At 68.7% G+C, this 15,352-nt stretch carries 14 protein-coding genes and 1 pseudogene; 6 read left to right on the top strand and 9 right to left on the bottom strand.

Annotation, left to right across the window (positions count from 1 at the left end):
- Positions 1-29 precede the first annotated feature (29 nt).
- From HNR02_RS08865 to HNR02_RS08900, 8 genes are all read right to left on the bottom strand, one after another.
- On the bottom strand, positions 30-749 hold the full coding sequence (locus tag HNR02_RS08865; RefSeq protein WP_179772674.1) for a DUF3566 domain-containing protein: 720 nt from the start codon (positions 747-749) through the stop codon (positions 30-32).
- Positions 750-3,269, bottom strand: a complete 2,520-nt coding sequence (gene gyrA / locus HNR02_RS08870; protein ID WP_179772675.1) for a DNA gyrase subunit A — start codon at positions 3,267-3,269, stop codon at positions 750-752.
- Positions 3,270-3,311: 42 nt separating this feature from the next.
- The gene (gene gyrB, locus HNR02_RS08875; protein ID WP_179772676.1) at positions 3,312-5,279 is read right to left on the bottom strand and encodes a DNA topoisomerase (ATP-hydrolyzing) subunit B; all 1,968 of its coding nucleotides are present in this window, start codon (positions 5,277-5,279) and stop codon (positions 3,312-3,314) included.
- A 177-nt stretch (positions 5,280-5,456) separates the two neighbouring features.
- Positions 5,457-6,068 (bottom strand): DciA family protein, encoded by a 612-nt coding sequence (locus tag HNR02_RS08880; protein ID WP_179772677.1) that lies wholly within the window; start codon positions 6,066-6,068, stop codon positions 5,457-5,459.
- A gap of 115 nt (positions 6,069-6,183) precedes the next feature.
- Positions 6,184-7,341 carry a DNA replication/repair protein RecF gene (gene recF, locus HNR02_RS08885; protein ID WP_179772678.1) on the bottom strand — a complete coding sequence of 386 codons (1,158 nt, stop codon included), beginning with the start codon at positions 7,339-7,341 and terminating at the stop codon, positions 6,184-6,186.
- A gap of 10 nt (positions 7,342-7,351) precedes the next feature.
- Complete coding sequence (gnd, locus tag HNR02_RS08890) at positions 7,352-8,242, bottom strand: phosphogluconate dehydrogenase (NAD(+)-dependent, decarboxylating) (protein WP_179772679.1); 891 nt, start codon at positions 8,240-8,242, stop codon at positions 7,352-7,354.
- Between the two features lie 34 nt (positions 8,243-8,276).
- Positions 8,277-9,410 (bottom strand): DNA polymerase III subunit beta, encoded by a 1,134-nt coding sequence (dnaN, locus tag HNR02_RS08895; RefSeq protein ID WP_179772680.1) that lies wholly within the window; start codon positions 9,408-9,410, stop codon positions 8,277-8,279.
- A 586-nt stretch (positions 9,411-9,996) separates the two neighbouring features.
- Complete coding sequence (locus tag HNR02_RS08900; protein ID WP_312860952.1) at positions 9,997-10,596, bottom strand: EamA family transporter; 600 nt, start codon at positions 10,594-10,596, stop codon at positions 9,997-9,999.
- Positions 10,597-10,772: 176 nt separating this feature from the next.
- On the opposite strand from HNR02_RS08900, the pseudogene HNR02_RS35360 reads away from it, so the two are divergent.
- Together HNR02_RS35360 and HNR02_RS35365 are read left to right on the top strand one after the other, a co-directional pair.
- Positions 10,773-10,856 (top strand): annotated as a pseudogene (locus HNR02_RS35360) (LysR family transcriptional regulator); the annotation flags it as partial.
- A gap of 98 nt (positions 10,857-10,954) precedes the next feature.
- Complete coding sequence (locus HNR02_RS35365) at positions 10,955-11,230, top strand: type 2 periplasmic-binding domain-containing protein (protein WP_246338529.1); 276 nt, start codon at positions 10,955-10,957, stop codon at positions 11,228-11,230.
- Here HNR02_RS35365 and dnaA read toward each other — a convergent pair.
- Positions 11,211-12,830, bottom strand: coding sequence for a chromosomal replication initiator protein DnaA (gene dnaA, locus HNR02_RS08910; protein ID WP_179772681.1), 1,620 nt, complete (start codon positions 12,828-12,830; stop codon positions 11,211-11,213). The two genes, HNR02_RS35365 and dnaA, sit on opposite strands and share 20 nt — an antisense overlap.
- A gap of 521 nt (positions 12,831-13,351) precedes the next feature.
- Between dnaA and rpmH the strand changes: the two genes are divergently transcribed.
- Genes rpmH through yidC form a run of 4 tightly spaced genes read left to right on the top strand, consistent with a single transcriptional unit; the run spans position 13,352 to position 15,349 of the window.
- On the top strand, positions 13,352-13,495 hold the full coding sequence (gene rpmH, locus HNR02_RS08915) for a 50S ribosomal protein L34 (RefSeq protein ID WP_179772682.1): 144 nt from the start codon (positions 13,352-13,354) through the stop codon (positions 13,493-13,495).
- A gap of 22 nt (positions 13,496-13,517) precedes the next feature.
- Positions 13,518-13,937 carry a ribonuclease P protein component gene (gene rnpA / locus HNR02_RS08920; protein ID WP_179772683.1) on the top strand — a complete coding sequence of 140 codons (420 nt, stop codon included), beginning with the start codon at positions 13,518-13,520 and terminating at the stop codon, positions 13,935-13,937.
- Complete coding sequence (yidD, locus tag HNR02_RS08925; RefSeq protein ID WP_179772684.1) at positions 13,930-14,244, top strand: membrane protein insertion efficiency factor YidD; 315 nt, start codon at positions 13,930-13,932, stop codon at positions 14,242-14,244. Before rnpA ends, yidD begins: the two co-directional genes overlap by 8 nt.
- A gap of 4 nt (positions 14,245-14,248) precedes the next feature.
- Positions 14,249-15,349 (top strand): membrane protein insertase YidC, encoded by a 1,101-nt coding sequence (gene yidC, locus HNR02_RS08930; protein WP_179772685.1) that lies wholly within the window; start codon positions 14,249-14,251, stop codon positions 15,347-15,349.
- Positions 15,350-15,352 lie beyond the last annotated feature (3 nt).

Below are 15,352 nucleotides of genomic sequence, written 5' to 3' on the forward strand. Positions count from 1 at the left end.
CGAACGGAAAGAAGACTACAACATGCCTTCTACTCCCGTTCCGACAGGGTCACCTCCAGGCCACCGGCCAGGTCCGCGGACACGTTGTAGATGAAGGCGCTCACCGTGGCCAGCGCGGACAGCAGCACGATGTTGATGGCGCCGAGGATGGCCGCGATGCCGAACACGCGTCCGGCGCTGATGAGGGGCTCGTTGGCGACTCCCGCGCCCTCGCCGGAGACCAGGGACGAGTACGTGCCGTTCAGCTTGTCCCAGACGCCCATGCCGTCGAGCACCGTGTAGAGCACGCCGACGGCCACCAGCCACACGAAGAACAACGCGACGCCGAGCACGAGGGAGAGTTTCAGCACCGACCACGGGTCGAACCGCTTGATCTGCAGGCTCGCCCGGCGCGGGCCGCGACCGGGACGGCGCAGCGCGCTCGGCGCGGAACGGCCCTTCGTGCCGGCACTGGCCACGCTCACCGTTTCCTGCCCCCTCAACCCCGCCAACGCGTCGTCGTGCGACGCGGGGTTGCCGAACAGGCCCTGCGCCGCCGAACCGGAGACGACCGGCTGGTCGTCTCCGTTCGAGTACAACACAGTTTTCTCGGCCTGGCCTTCCGACGACCACCCATCCCGGTAACCGCCGGCGGAGGCGTCGGTGGTGGTGGTGCCCGGACCGGCGTCGCGGCTCAGCCGCTGCCAGGGCGGCGTGCCCGCTTCACCGGTCTGCGCACCGTGCTGTTCGGGGTTCTCCGGTGTCGTCACTTAGCTCTCTTCCGGGACGGGGTCTTCGTTTCCTCCGTTGCCTTCACCATTACCGACGCCCGAGGGCTCGTCCGCGTTGCGTGCCACCGCGAGAAGGGTCGTCCCCTCCCCGAGGTTGATCAGCCGCACACCCTTCGTCTGCCTGCTCGCCTTGCGGACCTGCTCGGCAGGCGTGCGGATGACCCCGCCGCTGGAGGTGATGGCGTAGAGCTCGTCGTCGACGTCGACGATGAGCGCTCCCACCAGCCTGCCACGCTTGCGGTCGTGCTGGATGGTCAGCACACCCTTGCCGCCGCGGCCCTGGACCGGGTAGTCCTCGATCGGCGTCCGCTTGGCGTATCCGCCGTCCGTGGCGACCAGCAGGAACTTGTCCGGCTTGACCACGTTCAGCGCCAGCAGCTCGTCACCGTCGTTGAACCGCATGCCGAGCACACCCGAGGTCGGGCGGCCCATCGGGCGCAGCGTTTCGTCGGTGGCGTGGAAGCGGATCGACTGGCCCTCGGCCGACACCAGCAGCAGGTCGTCCTCGGGGCCGGCGAGCACCGCGCCGACCAGCTCGTCACCCTCGCGCAGGTTGATGCCGATCAGGCCGCCGGAGCGGTTCGAGTCGAACTCGCTCAGCCGCGTCTTCTTGACCAGGCCCTTCCGCGTGGCCAGCACCAGGTACGGCGCGACCTCGTAGTCCGGGATCTCGATGATCTGCGCGATCGTCTCGTCCGGCTGGAACGCCAGCAGGTTCGCCACGTGCTGGCCACGCGCGGCACGGTTCGCCTCGGGCAGCTCGTAGGCCTTCGCGCGGTAGACGCGGCCCTTGTTCGTGAAGAACAGGATCCAGTCGTGCGTCGAGCACACGAAGAAGTGCTGGACGATGTCGTCCTGCTTGAGCTGCGCGCCCTGTACGCCCTTGCCGCCGCGGCGCTGCGAGCGGTACAGGTCGGTCTTGGTGCGCTTCGCGTAGCCGGTGCGCGTGATGGTGACCACCACGTCCTCGACCGCGATCAGGTCCTCGACCGACACGTCGCCGTCGAACGGGATGATCTGGGTGCGCCGGTCGTCGCCGTACTTGTCGACGATCTCGGTCAGCTCGTCCTTGACGATCTGCCGCTGACGTTCCGGCCGGTCCAGGATGTCCTGCAGGTCCGCGATCTTCAGCTCGATCTCGGCCAGCTCGTCGACGATCTTCTGGCGTTCCAGTGCGGCCAGGCGGCGCAGCTGCATGTCCAGGATCGCGGTGGCCTGGATCTCGTCGATGTCGAGCAGCTCGATCAGGCCGGTGCGGGCTTCGTCGACCGTCGGCGAGCGGCGGATCAACGCGATGACCTCGTCCAGGTGGTCCAGCGCCTTGACCAGGCCACGCAGGATGTGGGCGCGTTCCTCGGCCTTGCGCAGGCGGTACCGGGTCCGCCGGACGATGACCTCGATCTGGTGCTTGACGTAGTGCCGGACGACCTGGTCCAGCCGCAGCGTGCGCGGCACGCCGTCGACCAGCGCCAGCATGTTGACGCCGAAGTTGTACTGCAGCTGGGTGTGCTTGTAGAGGTTGTTCAGCACGACCTTGGCCACCGCGTCCCGCTTGAGCGTGACCACGATCCGCATGCCACGCCGGCTGTTGGACTCGTCGGCGATGTCGGCGATGCCGGTCAGCTTGCCGTCGCGCACCAGGGTGGCGATGTTCTCCACCAGGTTGTCCGGGTTGACCTGGTACGGCAGCTCGGTGACCACCAGCGTCGTGCGACCGCGGGCGTCCTCCTCGACCTCGACGACCGCGCGCATCCGGATCGAGCCGCGGCCCGTGCGGTAGGCGTCCTCGATGCCGGAGGTGCCCAGGATCAGGCCCTTCGTCGGGAAGTCCGGGCCCTTGATCCGCTGCATCAGCGCGGCCAGCGTCTCGTCGTCACCGGCCTCCCAGTTGTCCAGCGCCCACACGACACCGTCGGCGACCTCGCGCAGGTTGTGCGGCGGGATGTTGGTCGCCATGCCGACCGCGATGCCCGACGTGCCGTTGACCAGCAGGTTCGGGATCCGCGCCGGCAGGACGTCCGGCTCCTGCGTCCGGCCGTCGTAGTTGTCGGAGAAGTCGACGGTCTCCTCGTCGATCTCCCGCAGCATCTCCATGGCCAGCGGGTCGAGACGCGATTCGGTGTACCGCATGGCCGCCGCGGGGTCGTTGCCCGGCGAACCGAAGTTGCCCTGGCCGTCGATCAGCGGGTACCGCAGCGCCCACGGCTGGGCGAGGCGCACGAGCGCGTCGTAGATCGCCGAGTCACCGTGCGGGTGGTAGTTGCCCATCACGTCGCCGACCACACGCGAGCACTTGTTGTACCCGCGCTCCGGCCGGAAACCCGAGTCGTACATCGAGTACAGCACCCGGCGGTGCACCGGCTTGAGCCCGTCGCGCACATCCGGCAGCGCACGCGACACGATCACGCTCATCGCGTAGTCGATGTAGGAGCGCTGCATCTCGTGCTGGATGTCGACCGGCTCGGTGCGGTCGTGGTCCGGCGGCATGGTCTCCGTCATGAGGTCCTTCTACTGCGAGGGGAAGAGAGTGGCGGGGGCGCGCTACACGTCGAGGAAGCGGACGTCCTTGGCGTTGCGGGTGATGAACGACCGGCGGGCTTCGACGTCCTCGCCCATCAGCACGCTGAACAGCTCGTCCGCCGCGGCGGCGTCGTCCAGCGTGACCTGCAGCAGCAGACGCCCGGCCGGGTCCATGGTGGTCTCCCACAGCTCTTCGGCGTTCATCTCGCCGAGACCCTTGTACCGCTGGATGCCGTCGTCCTTCGGCACCTTGCGGCCGGCCTCCGCGCCCGCGGTGAGCAGGCCGTCGCGCTCCTTGTCCGAGTACGCGTACTGCGGATCCGCCCGCGGCCACTTGATCTTGTAGAGCGGCGGCTGCGCCAGGTACACGTGGCCGTGCTCGATCAGCGGGCGCATGAACCGGAACAACAGCGTCAGCAGCAACGTCCGGATGTGCTGGCCGTCGACGTCGGCGTCGGCCATCAGCACGATCTTGTGGTAGCGCAGCTTCGACAGGTCGAAGTCGTCGTGGATGCCGGTGCCCAGCGCGGTGATCAGCGACTGGACCTCGTTGTTCTTGAGGACCCGGTCGATGCGGGCCTTCTCCACGTTGATGATCTTGCCGCGGATCGGCAGGATCGCCTGGAACCGCGACTCCCGGCCCTCCTTGGCCGACCCGCCCGCGGAGTCACCCTCCACGATGTAGAGCTCGCACTCCTCCGGGTTGGTCGACTGGCAGTCCTTGAGCTTGCCGGGCAGGCCACCGATCTCCAGCGCACCCTTGCGGCGCACCAGATCACGGGCCCTGCGGGCGGCCATCCGCGCCTGCGCGCTGGACAACGCCTTGTTGATGATCGTCTTGGCCTCGGCCGGGTTGCGCTCGAACCAGTCCGACAGCCACTCGTTGGTCTTGGACTGCACGAACGACTTGGCCTCGCTGTTGCCCAGCTTGGTCTTGGTCTGGCCCTCGAACTGCGGCTCGGCGAGCTTGATCGAGATGATCGCGGTCAGGCCCTCGCGCACGTCGTCGCCGGAGAGGTTCTCGTCCTTCTCCTTGAGGAGCTTCTTGTCCCGCGCGTAGGCGTTGACCACCCGGGTCAGCGCGGCGCGGAAGCCCTCCTCGTGGGTGCCGCCCTCGTGCGTGTTGATCGTGTTGGCGAAGGTGTGCACCGACGGCGTGAACGAGTTGTTCCACTGCATCGCGACCTCGACCTCAAGGCCCTCGCCCTTGGCGTCGAAGCAGATGATGCTGGCATGGATCGGGTCCTTCGAGCCGTTGATGTGCTTGACGTAGTCCTCGAGCCCGCCCGGGTAGTGGTAGACGCGCTCCTTGACCCGTGCCTGCTTGCCGTCGGCGTCGGCCTCGGTCTCCTCCTCGGTGACCCGCTCGTCGCGCAGAGTGATGCGCAGACCCTTGTTCAGGAAGGCCATTTCCTGCAGGCGGCGCGAAACCGTCTCGGCGTTGTAGGTGGTGGTCTCGAAGATGTCCGGGTCGGCCCAGAACGTGGTGCACGTGCCGGTGCCCTCGGCGGCGCCCGCCTCCTCCAGCGGGCCGGGCTTGGAGTGGTCGTAGTGCTGGCGCCACTTCCTGCCGTCACGGGACACCTCGACGTCGAGCGCCTTGGACAGGGCGTTCACGACGGAGACACCGACGCCGTGCAGTCCGCCGGAGACCGCGTAGCTCTCGCTGTCGAACTTGCCGCCCGCGTGCAGGACCGTGTGCACGATCTCCAGCGTCGACTTCTTGTGGACCGGGTGCTCCTCGACGGGGATGCCGCGGCCGTCGTCGACCACCCGCACGCCGCCGTCGGCCAGGAGCGTCACCGAGACCTGGGTCGCGTAGCCCGCCATGGCCTCGTCGACCGAGTTGTCCACGACCTCCCAGATCAGGTGGTGCAGGCCGCGCTCGCTGGTGGACCCGATGTACATGCCGGGTCGCTTGCGCACCGCCTCGAGGCCCTCGAGGACGGTGATGGAAGACGCGTTGTAGTCGTTCTGCTGAGCTGCCACGGGCCTGCTTTCTCCTCAGTCTTCCCCAAGGGACTCCCCACTCGCCTACAGTCTACTTGGCCAGCTCTGCTGACATGCGGCAAGGACACCCCTGATTTCGTCACAGAGGCCCGAACGCGAGCGGGGACGGGTCCGGCGCTATCCAGCGCTTGTCAAGCCGCGTTATGACGCGCTCAGTCACCCATAGGTGTCGCGCGGCCCGCGACCGGGGACGTGGCGGGGGCCCTTGCGCCAGCTCGGGGCGGTCGGACCGTGGATGCGCATGCGCTTGACCACGCCGTGACCGACCCCGGCCGCGATCTTGGCGATGAGCTGGCCCTGCAGCAGACGGAGCTGCGTCGCCCACGCCGTCGAGTCGGCCCGGACGGTCAGTTCGCCGTCCTTGAGCGTCACCGGCTGCGCGTGCTCGGCGACGTCCTCACCCACCAGGCGCGCCCATTCACCGAAGACGCGGCTGCTGGTCACGCGCTCCTGCCAGCCGCGCTCGGCGACCATCCGCCCGACGAGCCTGCCCAGCGGCTGCGGGTCGCGGGCGTCGGCGCCCGGTCCGGACCAGCGGCGGCGGCGCGGGTTCTGGCCGCCGAGCTGGATCTTGCGGCGGCCCGGCTCGGTGCCGCGTGAATCGGCCTTGGCGCGCGCGGCGGCCAGCGCGGAGCGGACGAGGTCACGTCCGGTAGCGTTCCCGTTCGGCCCAGCCGGAGCGTCACGGTCCGTGTCTGATCCACTCTTCTGGGGCGTTTCGACTGGTTCCGACTCGTTCGAAGATCGCCCGTTCGGCCGCTTGGTCACGCGGGGCGATAACGCGTTCACCGTGTTATCCACACTATCCACAGAGTTGTCCCCAGATCGGTGGGTAACTCGTGTGTCCGCGGTCACTCGCCGTGCTTTGCCGGGCCGTTGTTCCTCAGGCACTGCACACCTCCCCGTCGGCGACCGTGAACCGGGTCCCCGTCAGCTCCCCGGGCACGTCCTCGTCCACCGCCGCGGTGACCAGCACCTGTTCGGCGCCGGCCGCCACCTCCGCCAGCCGCGACCGGCGGCGACGGTCGAGCTCGGCGAAGACGTCGTCGAGCAGGAGCACCGGTTCCCCCGCCTCGCGGCGCAGCAGCTCGTAGGACGCCAGCCGCAGCGCGAGGGCGAACGACCAGGATTCCCCATGGCTCGCGTAGCCCTTCGCCGGGGCCTCCCCCAGGACGATCTCCAGCTCGTCGCGGTGCGGGCCGACCAGGCTTATCCCCCGTTCCAGCTCCTGCTGCCGCACCCGCGCCATCGCCTCGGCGAGGATACCGCTCAGCACCTCCGGTTCGGCCCGTTTCCCATCGGGAAGTCCGTATCCTTCCGGCAGCGCGTCACCGAGGCTCGACCGGTAGGAGATCTTCGCCGGACGCGAGTCCGGCGCCACCCCGGCGTAGGCCGCGGTGGTGTGCGGTCCGAGGTCGGCGACCAGGTCCAGCCGCGCGGCGAGCAGCTGGGCGCCGATCTCCGCGAGGTGGTTGTCCCACACCTCGAGCGTGGACAGCGCGTACGGATCGTCGCGCGCGTTCCCCTTCTTCTTGCCCGCGGTCTTCAACAACGCGTTGCGCTGCTTCAGGACCCGCTCGTAGTCGGCGCGAACCCCGGCGTAGCGCGGCGCACGCTGCACCAGCAGGTCGTCCATGAACCGGCGGCGCTCACCGGGATCACCGCGCACGAGCGCCAGGTCCTCCGGAGAGAACAGGACGGTACGCAGGATGCCGAGGATGTCGCGCGGCTTGCCCACGGCGCCGCGGTTGACCCGGGCACGGTTCGCCCGGCCCGGGTTGACCTCCAGTTCGACGGTCAGCTCGCGGTCTTCGTTGACCACGGCCGCCCGCACGAGCGCCCGCTCACAACCGTGGCGCACCAGCGGAGCGTCGGTCGCCACCCGGTGCGAGGACAGGGTCGCGAGGTACCCGATCGCCTCCAGCAGGTTGGTCTTCCCGCGGCCGTTCTGGCCGACGAGCACCGTCGGGCCCGGGGTGAGCGGCAGGTCGGCGTGCTCCCACGAACGGAAGTCGGTGACCTGGAGATGCCGTACGTGCACGGCGGAATGCCTACCCGCCGATCTTCTTCACCGCGTGGCCACCGAACTGGTTGCGCAGCGCGGCGACCGCCCGCATCGCGGAGGAGTCCTTCTGCCGCGAGGAGAACCGCGCGAACAGCGCGGCCGAGATGACCGGCGCCGGCACCGCGTGGTTGATGGCCTCCTCCAGCGTCCAGCGGCCCTCGCCGGAGTCCTCGACGTAACCTTCGAGATCGTCCAGCTCCGGGTCCTCGTCCAGCGCACGCACCAGCAGGTCCAGCAGCCAGGAACGCACGACGGTGCCGCGCTGCCAGCCCTTGATCACAGCGGGCACGTCCTCGACGACCTTCGCGGCCTCCAGCAGTTCGAAGCCCTCGGCGTAGGCCTGCATCAAGCCGTACTCGATGCCGTTGTGGATCATCTTCGCGTAGTGGCCCGCGCCGACCGAGCCGGCGTGCGCGAAGCCCTCCTCGCGCGGGCCGTCCGGGCGAAGCGTGTCGAAGATCGGCATGGCGCGCTCGACGTGCGCCTTGTCGCCACCGACCATCAGGCCGTAGCCGTTCTCCTTGCCCCAGACCCCGCCGGACACACCACAGTCGAGGTAGCCGACGCCCTTGCCGGACAACACTTCCGCGTTGTGCTTGTCGTCGGTGAAGCGGGAGTTGCCGCCGTCGATCACCAGATCGCCCCCGGCGAGCAGCTCCCCCAGCTCGGCGACGGTCTCCCGGGTCGGGCCCCCCGCCGGAACCATCACCCAGACGATGCGCGGAGCGTCCAGTTTGGACACCATGTCGGCGAGCGAGGCCGAGTCCGAAACGGCCTCGTTGCGGTCGTAGCCGACCACCTCGTGCCCGGCGGCACGCAGCCGCTCGCGCATGTTGAAGCCCATCTTGCCGAGGCCCACCAGTCCCAGCTGAACCATGGAACTCCCCTCCGTGCTTTCTTCCTCGTCGCGGTCAGCCGGGTAGGCGGACCGGCATCAGTAGGTAGAGGTAACCAGGAACGACCTGGCCCTGCTCGTCGGCCGGCTTGATCAAAGCCGGACGGTTCGGGGTGGTGAAGGTCAGCTCGGCGCGGTCGTGGTGCAGGGCGCCGAGCCCGTCGACGAGGTAACCCGGGTTGAACGCGATCGTCACCGGCTCACCCTCGTACTCCACCGGCAGCTCCTCTTCGGCGCTGCCCTCGTCGTCGCCGCCGGCCGACAGGCGCAGCGAGTTGTCGCCGAACTCCAGCCGCACCTGAGTACCCCGCTCCGCCACGAGGGACACACGTTTGATCGCCTCGGAGAGCGGGGACACCCCGATCACCGCGCGGGAGGTGTGCTGGCTGGGAAGGAGTTGCCGGTATGGCGGGAACTCGGCGTCGAGCAGCCGGGTGGTCGTGTAGCGGCCGTTGCCGGACAGGCCCAGCAGACCTTCGCCGCTGGCGAGCCCGACCGACACCTTGTTGCCGGCGGCGCCGAGCGTCTTGGCCGCTTCGGCGAGCGTCCGGGCGGGCACCAGGACCGCGGCGTCGGCCAGGCCCTCGGCGGGCTCCCACGCGAATTCGCGCATCGCCAGCCGGAAGCGGTCGGTGGCCACGAGGGTGAGCGAGCTGCCGGAGATCTCCAGCCGCATACCGGTCAGCATCGGCAGGGTGTCGTCCTTGCCCGCCGCGACCGCGACCTGGGTGACGGCCTGGCCGAACGCCTCGCCCGCGACCTCACCGGCGAGCGCGGGCTGGGCCGGCAGCTGCGGATAGTCCTCGACCGGCATGGTCGGCAGGCTGAACCGGGCGCTGCCGCAGGTGATGGACGCGCGGGAGCCGTCGACGGAGATCTCGACCGGCTGGGCCGGGAGCGATTTGGTGATGTCGGCGAGTAGCCGTCCGGACACGAGCAGGCGTCCGCCGTCGGCGATCGTCGCGGGAACGCCGACCGTGGCGGAGACCTCGTAGTCGAAGCCGGAGACGGTGAGCGCGTCGGTCGAGCCGTCGGATCCGGCGTCGAGCAGGACACCGCCCAGCACGGGGACCGGTGGCCTGGACGGCAGGCTGCGTGCCACCCACGCGACGGCGTCCGCGAGCCCGTCGCGCTCGACGCGGATCTTCATGTGCCCATCCTTTCGACAGCCGAGCCCCTCACGCGGCCCGAGAAGATCGACAAACATCCCTGGACAGACGATGAGGAACGCCCTGGCCAGGGATCTCGCAGTGTGGTGTGGCCCGGTGCCGATGTCGCCAACGACGAGCGGGCTGGGTGTGGATACCCACGTTAGAACGTGAGCGGCACCGACGTCACTCGGGGCACGCCATCGATTTGTCGACAAGCCGATCTCGTTCGGAGCGTTGTCCCCATGTCCACAGCCCCCTGTTTTCGTTCTAAGGACTTCTTGAGAAAAAACCAAAGGCAGTGACAGTAATAGGGGCTGTGGATTCTGGGGACTACTGCCATCGTCGCAGGTCCGCTCGCGCGGCGGGGTGTGGACAGCTGGGGAGTACTTCCGGTGGACAACTCGGGCCGTCCGTGGACAACTTCGGAGCCTCCCCAACTGATCCACAGTTGTCCCCAGCTGTCCACAGAACTGTCCCCAGTTGTGGGCCGGTTCGTCCCCATGGACGCGCACAGACGCGGTCGCCGCGGAACCCACCTAGTGAGTGACCTCGCTGGCGCTGGTCGATGCGTTGTCGTTACTGGGATCACAGCTTCCGCGTGCCGACGCGTCCTGCCGCGGCCGAACTCGCTGTCACACAAGCGATTCCGGCCCACGCGGTGAACGCCAGCCGCTCGCCGAGAATCACCGCGCCCGCGACACCCGCCACCGCCGCCTCCAGGCTTTCGAGGACGGCGACGGTGCCCGGCGGAATCCGGCGCAGTGCGGCCAGATCGAGTGAGTACGGCACGACCGCGGACAACACGGCGACGCCGAAACCCGCCAGTAGCAAGGAAGGACGGCACAGCCCGGCAGTCGCCCCGAAGGGCAGCGAGATCACCGCGGCGACCGTGACGGCGAGCGCGAGCATCGATCCATCCTGGACACTCGCGCCGACTTTCCGGCGAGCGAACCCGACATCGCGCACCCGCCGCGCTGTGGCGACGGCCACCGCGAGCGGACCGAGCAACTGCAGCGCGCTCGCGACTCCCAGCGGCAGGAAGCGCAGCGCGGGGTAGATCAGGTTCATCCCGGCGATGGCCCCGCCGAAACCCAGCACCGGCACCAGGTTCCGGCGCGAGGGCAACGAGGGTCGATGGATCGCGAGCAGGACGAGCGCCGCGAACCCGAGTCGCAGGACGACCACCCCGCCGGGGCCCGCCCGGGCGAAGAGCTGCTTGCCGAACGCCTGCCCCGCCTACACGATCACGACGCTGCCGAGGACGAGGAGTACCGGAGTGGCTCGCATGCTTTTCAGTCTTGGCGCGGAAACCGTGAAGATCCATCGAGACTTCGCGCACGTGGCCTTTTGGGCTCGGCTACATGATTGACCTCCGCAGGCTTCGCGTCCTCCGGGCGTTCGGCGAGTACGGCACAGTCACGGCCACGGCCGAGGCCCTCCACCTCACACCGTCGGCGGTCTCGCAGCAGCTGCGGTTGCTCGCCAAGGAGGTCGGCGTCGAACTACCACGCAGCGACGACACCCACACACTGCTCCAGGTCGCGTGCGCGGCCGCCGGTTCACGCCGCGGATCGCGCACGAGGCCAAGGAGCGGTTCGCCGTGTCCGCGCTCGTCGCCGCCGGGCTCGGGGTGTGTCTCGTGCCGCTGCCGCCCCAGCACGAGGTGGTGCGAATTCCCTTGCACGGCAACCCGCGGCCGTCCCGGCGGATCGTCGGGTGCGTGCGTCGGGACAGCGAGGAACAGGGCCCGATCGCGCGGGGCATCGCGGCGATCGAGGCGGTGTGCGCGGAACGGGCCGCTACCGCGCGCGCTGTTTGATGCGCGCGGTGAGTTCCTGCACCTGGTCGTAGATCCGCCGGCGCTCGGCCATCTCCTTGCGGATCTTCTTGTCCGCGTGCATGACCGTGGTGTGGTCGCGGCCGCCGAACGTCTGCCCGATCTTCGGCAGCGACATGTCCGTCAGCTCGCGGCACAGGTACATCGCGATCTGACGCGCGGTGGCGAGCGCTTTCGTCTTGCCGGGGCCGCACAGGTCGTCGACCGTCAGGTCGAAGAACTCCGCCGTGGTCGCCATGATCGTCGGCGCGCTGATCTCCGGCGCCTGCGAGTCGGGGATCAGGTCACGCAGCACGATCTCCGCGAGCGAGACGTCCACCGGTTGCTGGTTCAGCGACGCGAACGCGGTGACGCGGATGAGCGCGCCCTCCAGTTCGCGGATGTTCGCCTCGACGCGTGAGGCGATGAACTCCAGCACGTCGCCCGGCACCGCTAGCCGGTCCTGCGCCGCCTTCTTGCGCAGGATCGCGATCCGCGTCTCCAGTTCCGGCGGCTGGATGTCGGTGATCAGGCCCCACTCGAACCGCGTGCGCAGCCGGTCCTCCAGGGTTTCCAGCCGCTTCGGCGGCCGGTCCGAGGACACCACGATCTGCTTGTTCGAGTTGTGCAGCGTGTTGAAGGTGTGGAAGAACTCCTCCTGGGTTCCTTCCTTGCCCTCCAGGAACTGGATGTCGTCGACCAGCAGGATGTCGATGTCGCGGTACCGCCGCTGGAACGCGACCTTGCGGTCGTCGCGCAGCGAGTTGATGAAGTCGTTGGTGAACTCTTCGGTGGAGACGTACCGCACGCGCATCCCGGGGAACAGCCGCTGCGCGTAGTGCCCCACCGCGTGCAGCAGGTGGGTCTTGCCCAGTCCCGACTCGCCCCAGATGAACAGCGGGTTGTACGCCCGGGACGGCGCTTCGGCGACGGCGAAGGCCGCCGCGTGCGCGAAGCGGTTGGACGCACCGATGACGAACGTGTCGAACGTGTACTTCTCGTTGAGTCTCGTTTTCGACGTCTCCGGTTGCGCGGGGGCGGTGTAGGGCTGGCCCGCGCTCGGCTGGCCGGAGAACATCGGCCAGATCTCGTGCGCGGCGGCCAGTGCCTCGCCCTCTTCGTCGACTTCTTCGTCACCGTCGTCCTCGGGCGGGACGGCCTTGACCGGCTCCGGCCGGTGATTGTTGGTGCGCACCTGGCGCAGCGGCGGCAGGAGACCGTCGTCGAGCGGCGGCATCTTCGGAGGCATGACCGGCACTTCGGTCGCCGCTACGGGAGTCGTTTCCACACTGGCGGGTGACGGGTAGGCCAACGCGGCAGGCGGGGGCGGAGGGCTGACCTCGGCCGTGTCGACCTTGACCGCGAGCGAGACGGGCCTGCCGAGGCGGCGCGAGAGCGCGTGCGTGATCGGATCACGCAGGGCGCGCTCGATCGCTTCCTTCGCGAAATCACTCGGGGCGGCGAGCAGTGCGGTGCCGTCGAGCAGGCCGATCGGACGGGTGACCCGCATCCAGGCCCGTTGTTGCGGCGACAGCGTGCCGTCCGACAGCTCCCGGACCACCTGGTCCCAGACCACACCCAGGTTCAACTGGTGCTCGGACACCGACTCCGTCCCCTCCCCTCGTCACCCGCAGGCGTTCCCCACCGAAACCCGAAACCACCCGTGCCGGGTACGTGATCACCCCGTCGAGCGGTACCGCGCGATCCCCCTGGTCACCGCGCGCAGCAAGTATCCACAGAGTTGTCCACAGCTGTGCACTAATGTACGGCGGCCCGCAGCCACTCCACGTGCGGGTGCGAACCTACGCCAGCCAGACCCTCCACACCTTCCGACGGCGGCGCCGAGCACCTCGAACGGGCGACTCAAGAGGAGACACGCTAACAAAGCCTCGCGCGGTCCCACAAGACACCGTGGGGGCCAAGGATGGCACGCCTCACCGGGCGTCGCCACTCGGTCCCCCGCAGTGCTTCCGGGGGCCGGTTGGCACCGGCCGGAGAGGGGTGCGTACTCTCGATAGGTCTCCCGCGCGCGACGGGTTTCTTCGCATGCGCGCGATTCGAGACACCCCCGAACTGATCGGCGGCTCACCTGCGTCGCCGAGTATGTCGAGACCAGGAGTAGCAGTGAGCAAGGGTAAGCGCACCTTCCAGCCGAACAACCGTCGACGCGCCCGGACCCACGGCTTCCGTCTGCGGATGCGTACCCGTGCCGGTCGCGCCATCCTGTCGGGCCGCCGTCGCAAGGGCCGCGAGAAGCTGTCCGCCTGACAGCGCCGCTTCGAGGCGCGACGTGCTGCCCCGTGCCGCCCGCCTGCGGCGCAGTGAGGACTTCCGCGAGGTCATGCGCAGGGGTGCTCGGGCAGGTCGGCGCCGCCTCGTGGTGCATGCGGTCCAGTCCACCGACCCGTCCGCGGTGACCCCGCGGGCGGGTTTTGTGGTGAGCAAGGCCGTCGGCAACTCGGTGGTGCGCCACCGCGTGAGCCGTCAGTTGCGGCACCTCGTGCTGGCACGTCTCGGAACCGTGCCGTCCGGTAGTTCGTTGGTCGTGCGGGCCCTGCCACCGGCAGCTACCGCATCCAGCGCCGAACTCGGTGCCGATCTGGACGCGGCGCTGACACGGCTGAGCCTGCTTCCGGGCCGCCCGTCCGACGGCCCGGCACCACCCCGGCCGGAGACGACCGCGGACACGAGGGGCCACGCCGGTGACTGACGCCAGCACGGAAAACGGTACGGCGCACGCGGTCGAGCGCCCCGGGCCGGTGGCCCGGGTGCTGCTGCTCCCGCTGCGGTTCTACCGCCGCTTCATCTCGCCCTACCTCCCGCCCAGCTGCCGCTTCTACCCCAGCTGCAGCACGTACGCGGTCGAGGCCCTGACCCGTTTCGGCGCCGCCAAGGGCACCTACCTCGCCCTCCGGCGGCTGCTGCGCTGCGGCCCGTGGACGATGCCCGGCCGCGACCCGGTGCCTGAGGTGTTCTCGTGGCGCCACCAGAGACCTGGTTTGTCAACCGAGGAGTAGCTCAGTGCTCGACTTCATCTACTACCCCGTGTCCTTCATCCTGTGGTGTTGGCACAAGGTCTTCGGGTTCGTCTTCGGGGCCGACAACGCGATCGCCTGGATCCTCGCGATCATCTTCCTGACGTTCACCGTCCGCGGCATCATGTTCAAGCCGTTCGTGAACCAGGTCCGGTCGATGAAGAAGATGCAGGAGTTCGCGCCGGAACTGAAGAAGATCCAGAAGAAGTACGCGAACGACCGGCAGCGCCAGGCCGCGGAGATGCAGAAGCTCCAGAAGGAGCACGGCGTCAACCCGCTGGGCAGCTGTCTGCCGATGCTCCTGCAGATCCCGGTGTTCATCGGTCTGAACTGGGTGTTGCGTGCGTTCTCGATCCAGCCATCGGACGGCAGCCCGAAGACGGAGAACTACTTCTTCGACCAGGCGGGCGTCGTCTCCTACACGAACGCCAAGCTGTTCGGTGTCAACATCGGTGACGCCATCCACAACACCTCCATGCTCGGCGGCCAGGGCGGCGGCTGGCACTGGGACGTGGCGCCGGTCGCGATTCCGCTGATGATCCTCGCGTCGATCCTGACGCACCTGACCGCGCGGCACTCGTCGCAGCGGCAGAACATGAACCCGGACTCCATCACGCCGCAGACGGCGATGATGCAGAAGCTGACGATGTACATCTTCCCGCTCGGTGTGCTCGTGTTCGGTGCGTTCTTCCCGATCGGTCTGCTCTTCTACTGGCTGGCGAACAACGGCTGGACCCTGATGCAGCAGCGTCTGGTTTACACGCGTATCGACAAGGAAGAGGCGGCACGCAAGGCCGAGGCGGCCGAGAAGCGCAACTCCCTCGCGCCGCGCCCGGGTGCGAAGCCGAAGCCGGGGCAGAAACCGGTGCAGCAGAAGAAGGCCGCGGACGACGGTGACGACACGGCCCCGAAGCCGGACGGCGAAGGCAAGTCGAGCGGGCAGAAGTCCGGGACGAAGGCGGGTTCGCCGCACCGGTTCGCGCAGCAGGGACAACGCCCGCAGAACGGCTCGGCGCAGAAGCGCAAGAAGCCTTCGCAGGGCGGCAAGAACTCAGGACAGAAGGGCTCGGGGCAGAAGCGCCGCTGAGCG

This window comes from Amycolatopsis endophytica, from assembly GCF_013410405.1.
Classification (GTDB): domain Bacteria; phylum Actinomycetota; class Actinomycetes; order Mycobacteriales; family Pseudonocardiaceae; genus Amycolatopsis_E; species Amycolatopsis_E endophytica.

Coding starts and splice junctions, on each gene's coding strand:
- gyrA (WP_179772675.1), bottom strand. CDS start 3,269: ATGACGGAGACCATGCCGCCGGACCACGACCGCACCGAGCCGGTCGAC.
- gnd (WP_179772679.1), bottom strand. CDS start 8,242: ATGGTTCAGCTGGGACTGGTGGGCCTCGGCAAGATGGGCTTCAACATG.
- dnaN (WP_179772680.1), bottom strand. CDS start 9,410: ATGAAGATCCGCGTCGAGCGCGACGGGCTCGCGGACGCCGTCGCGTGG.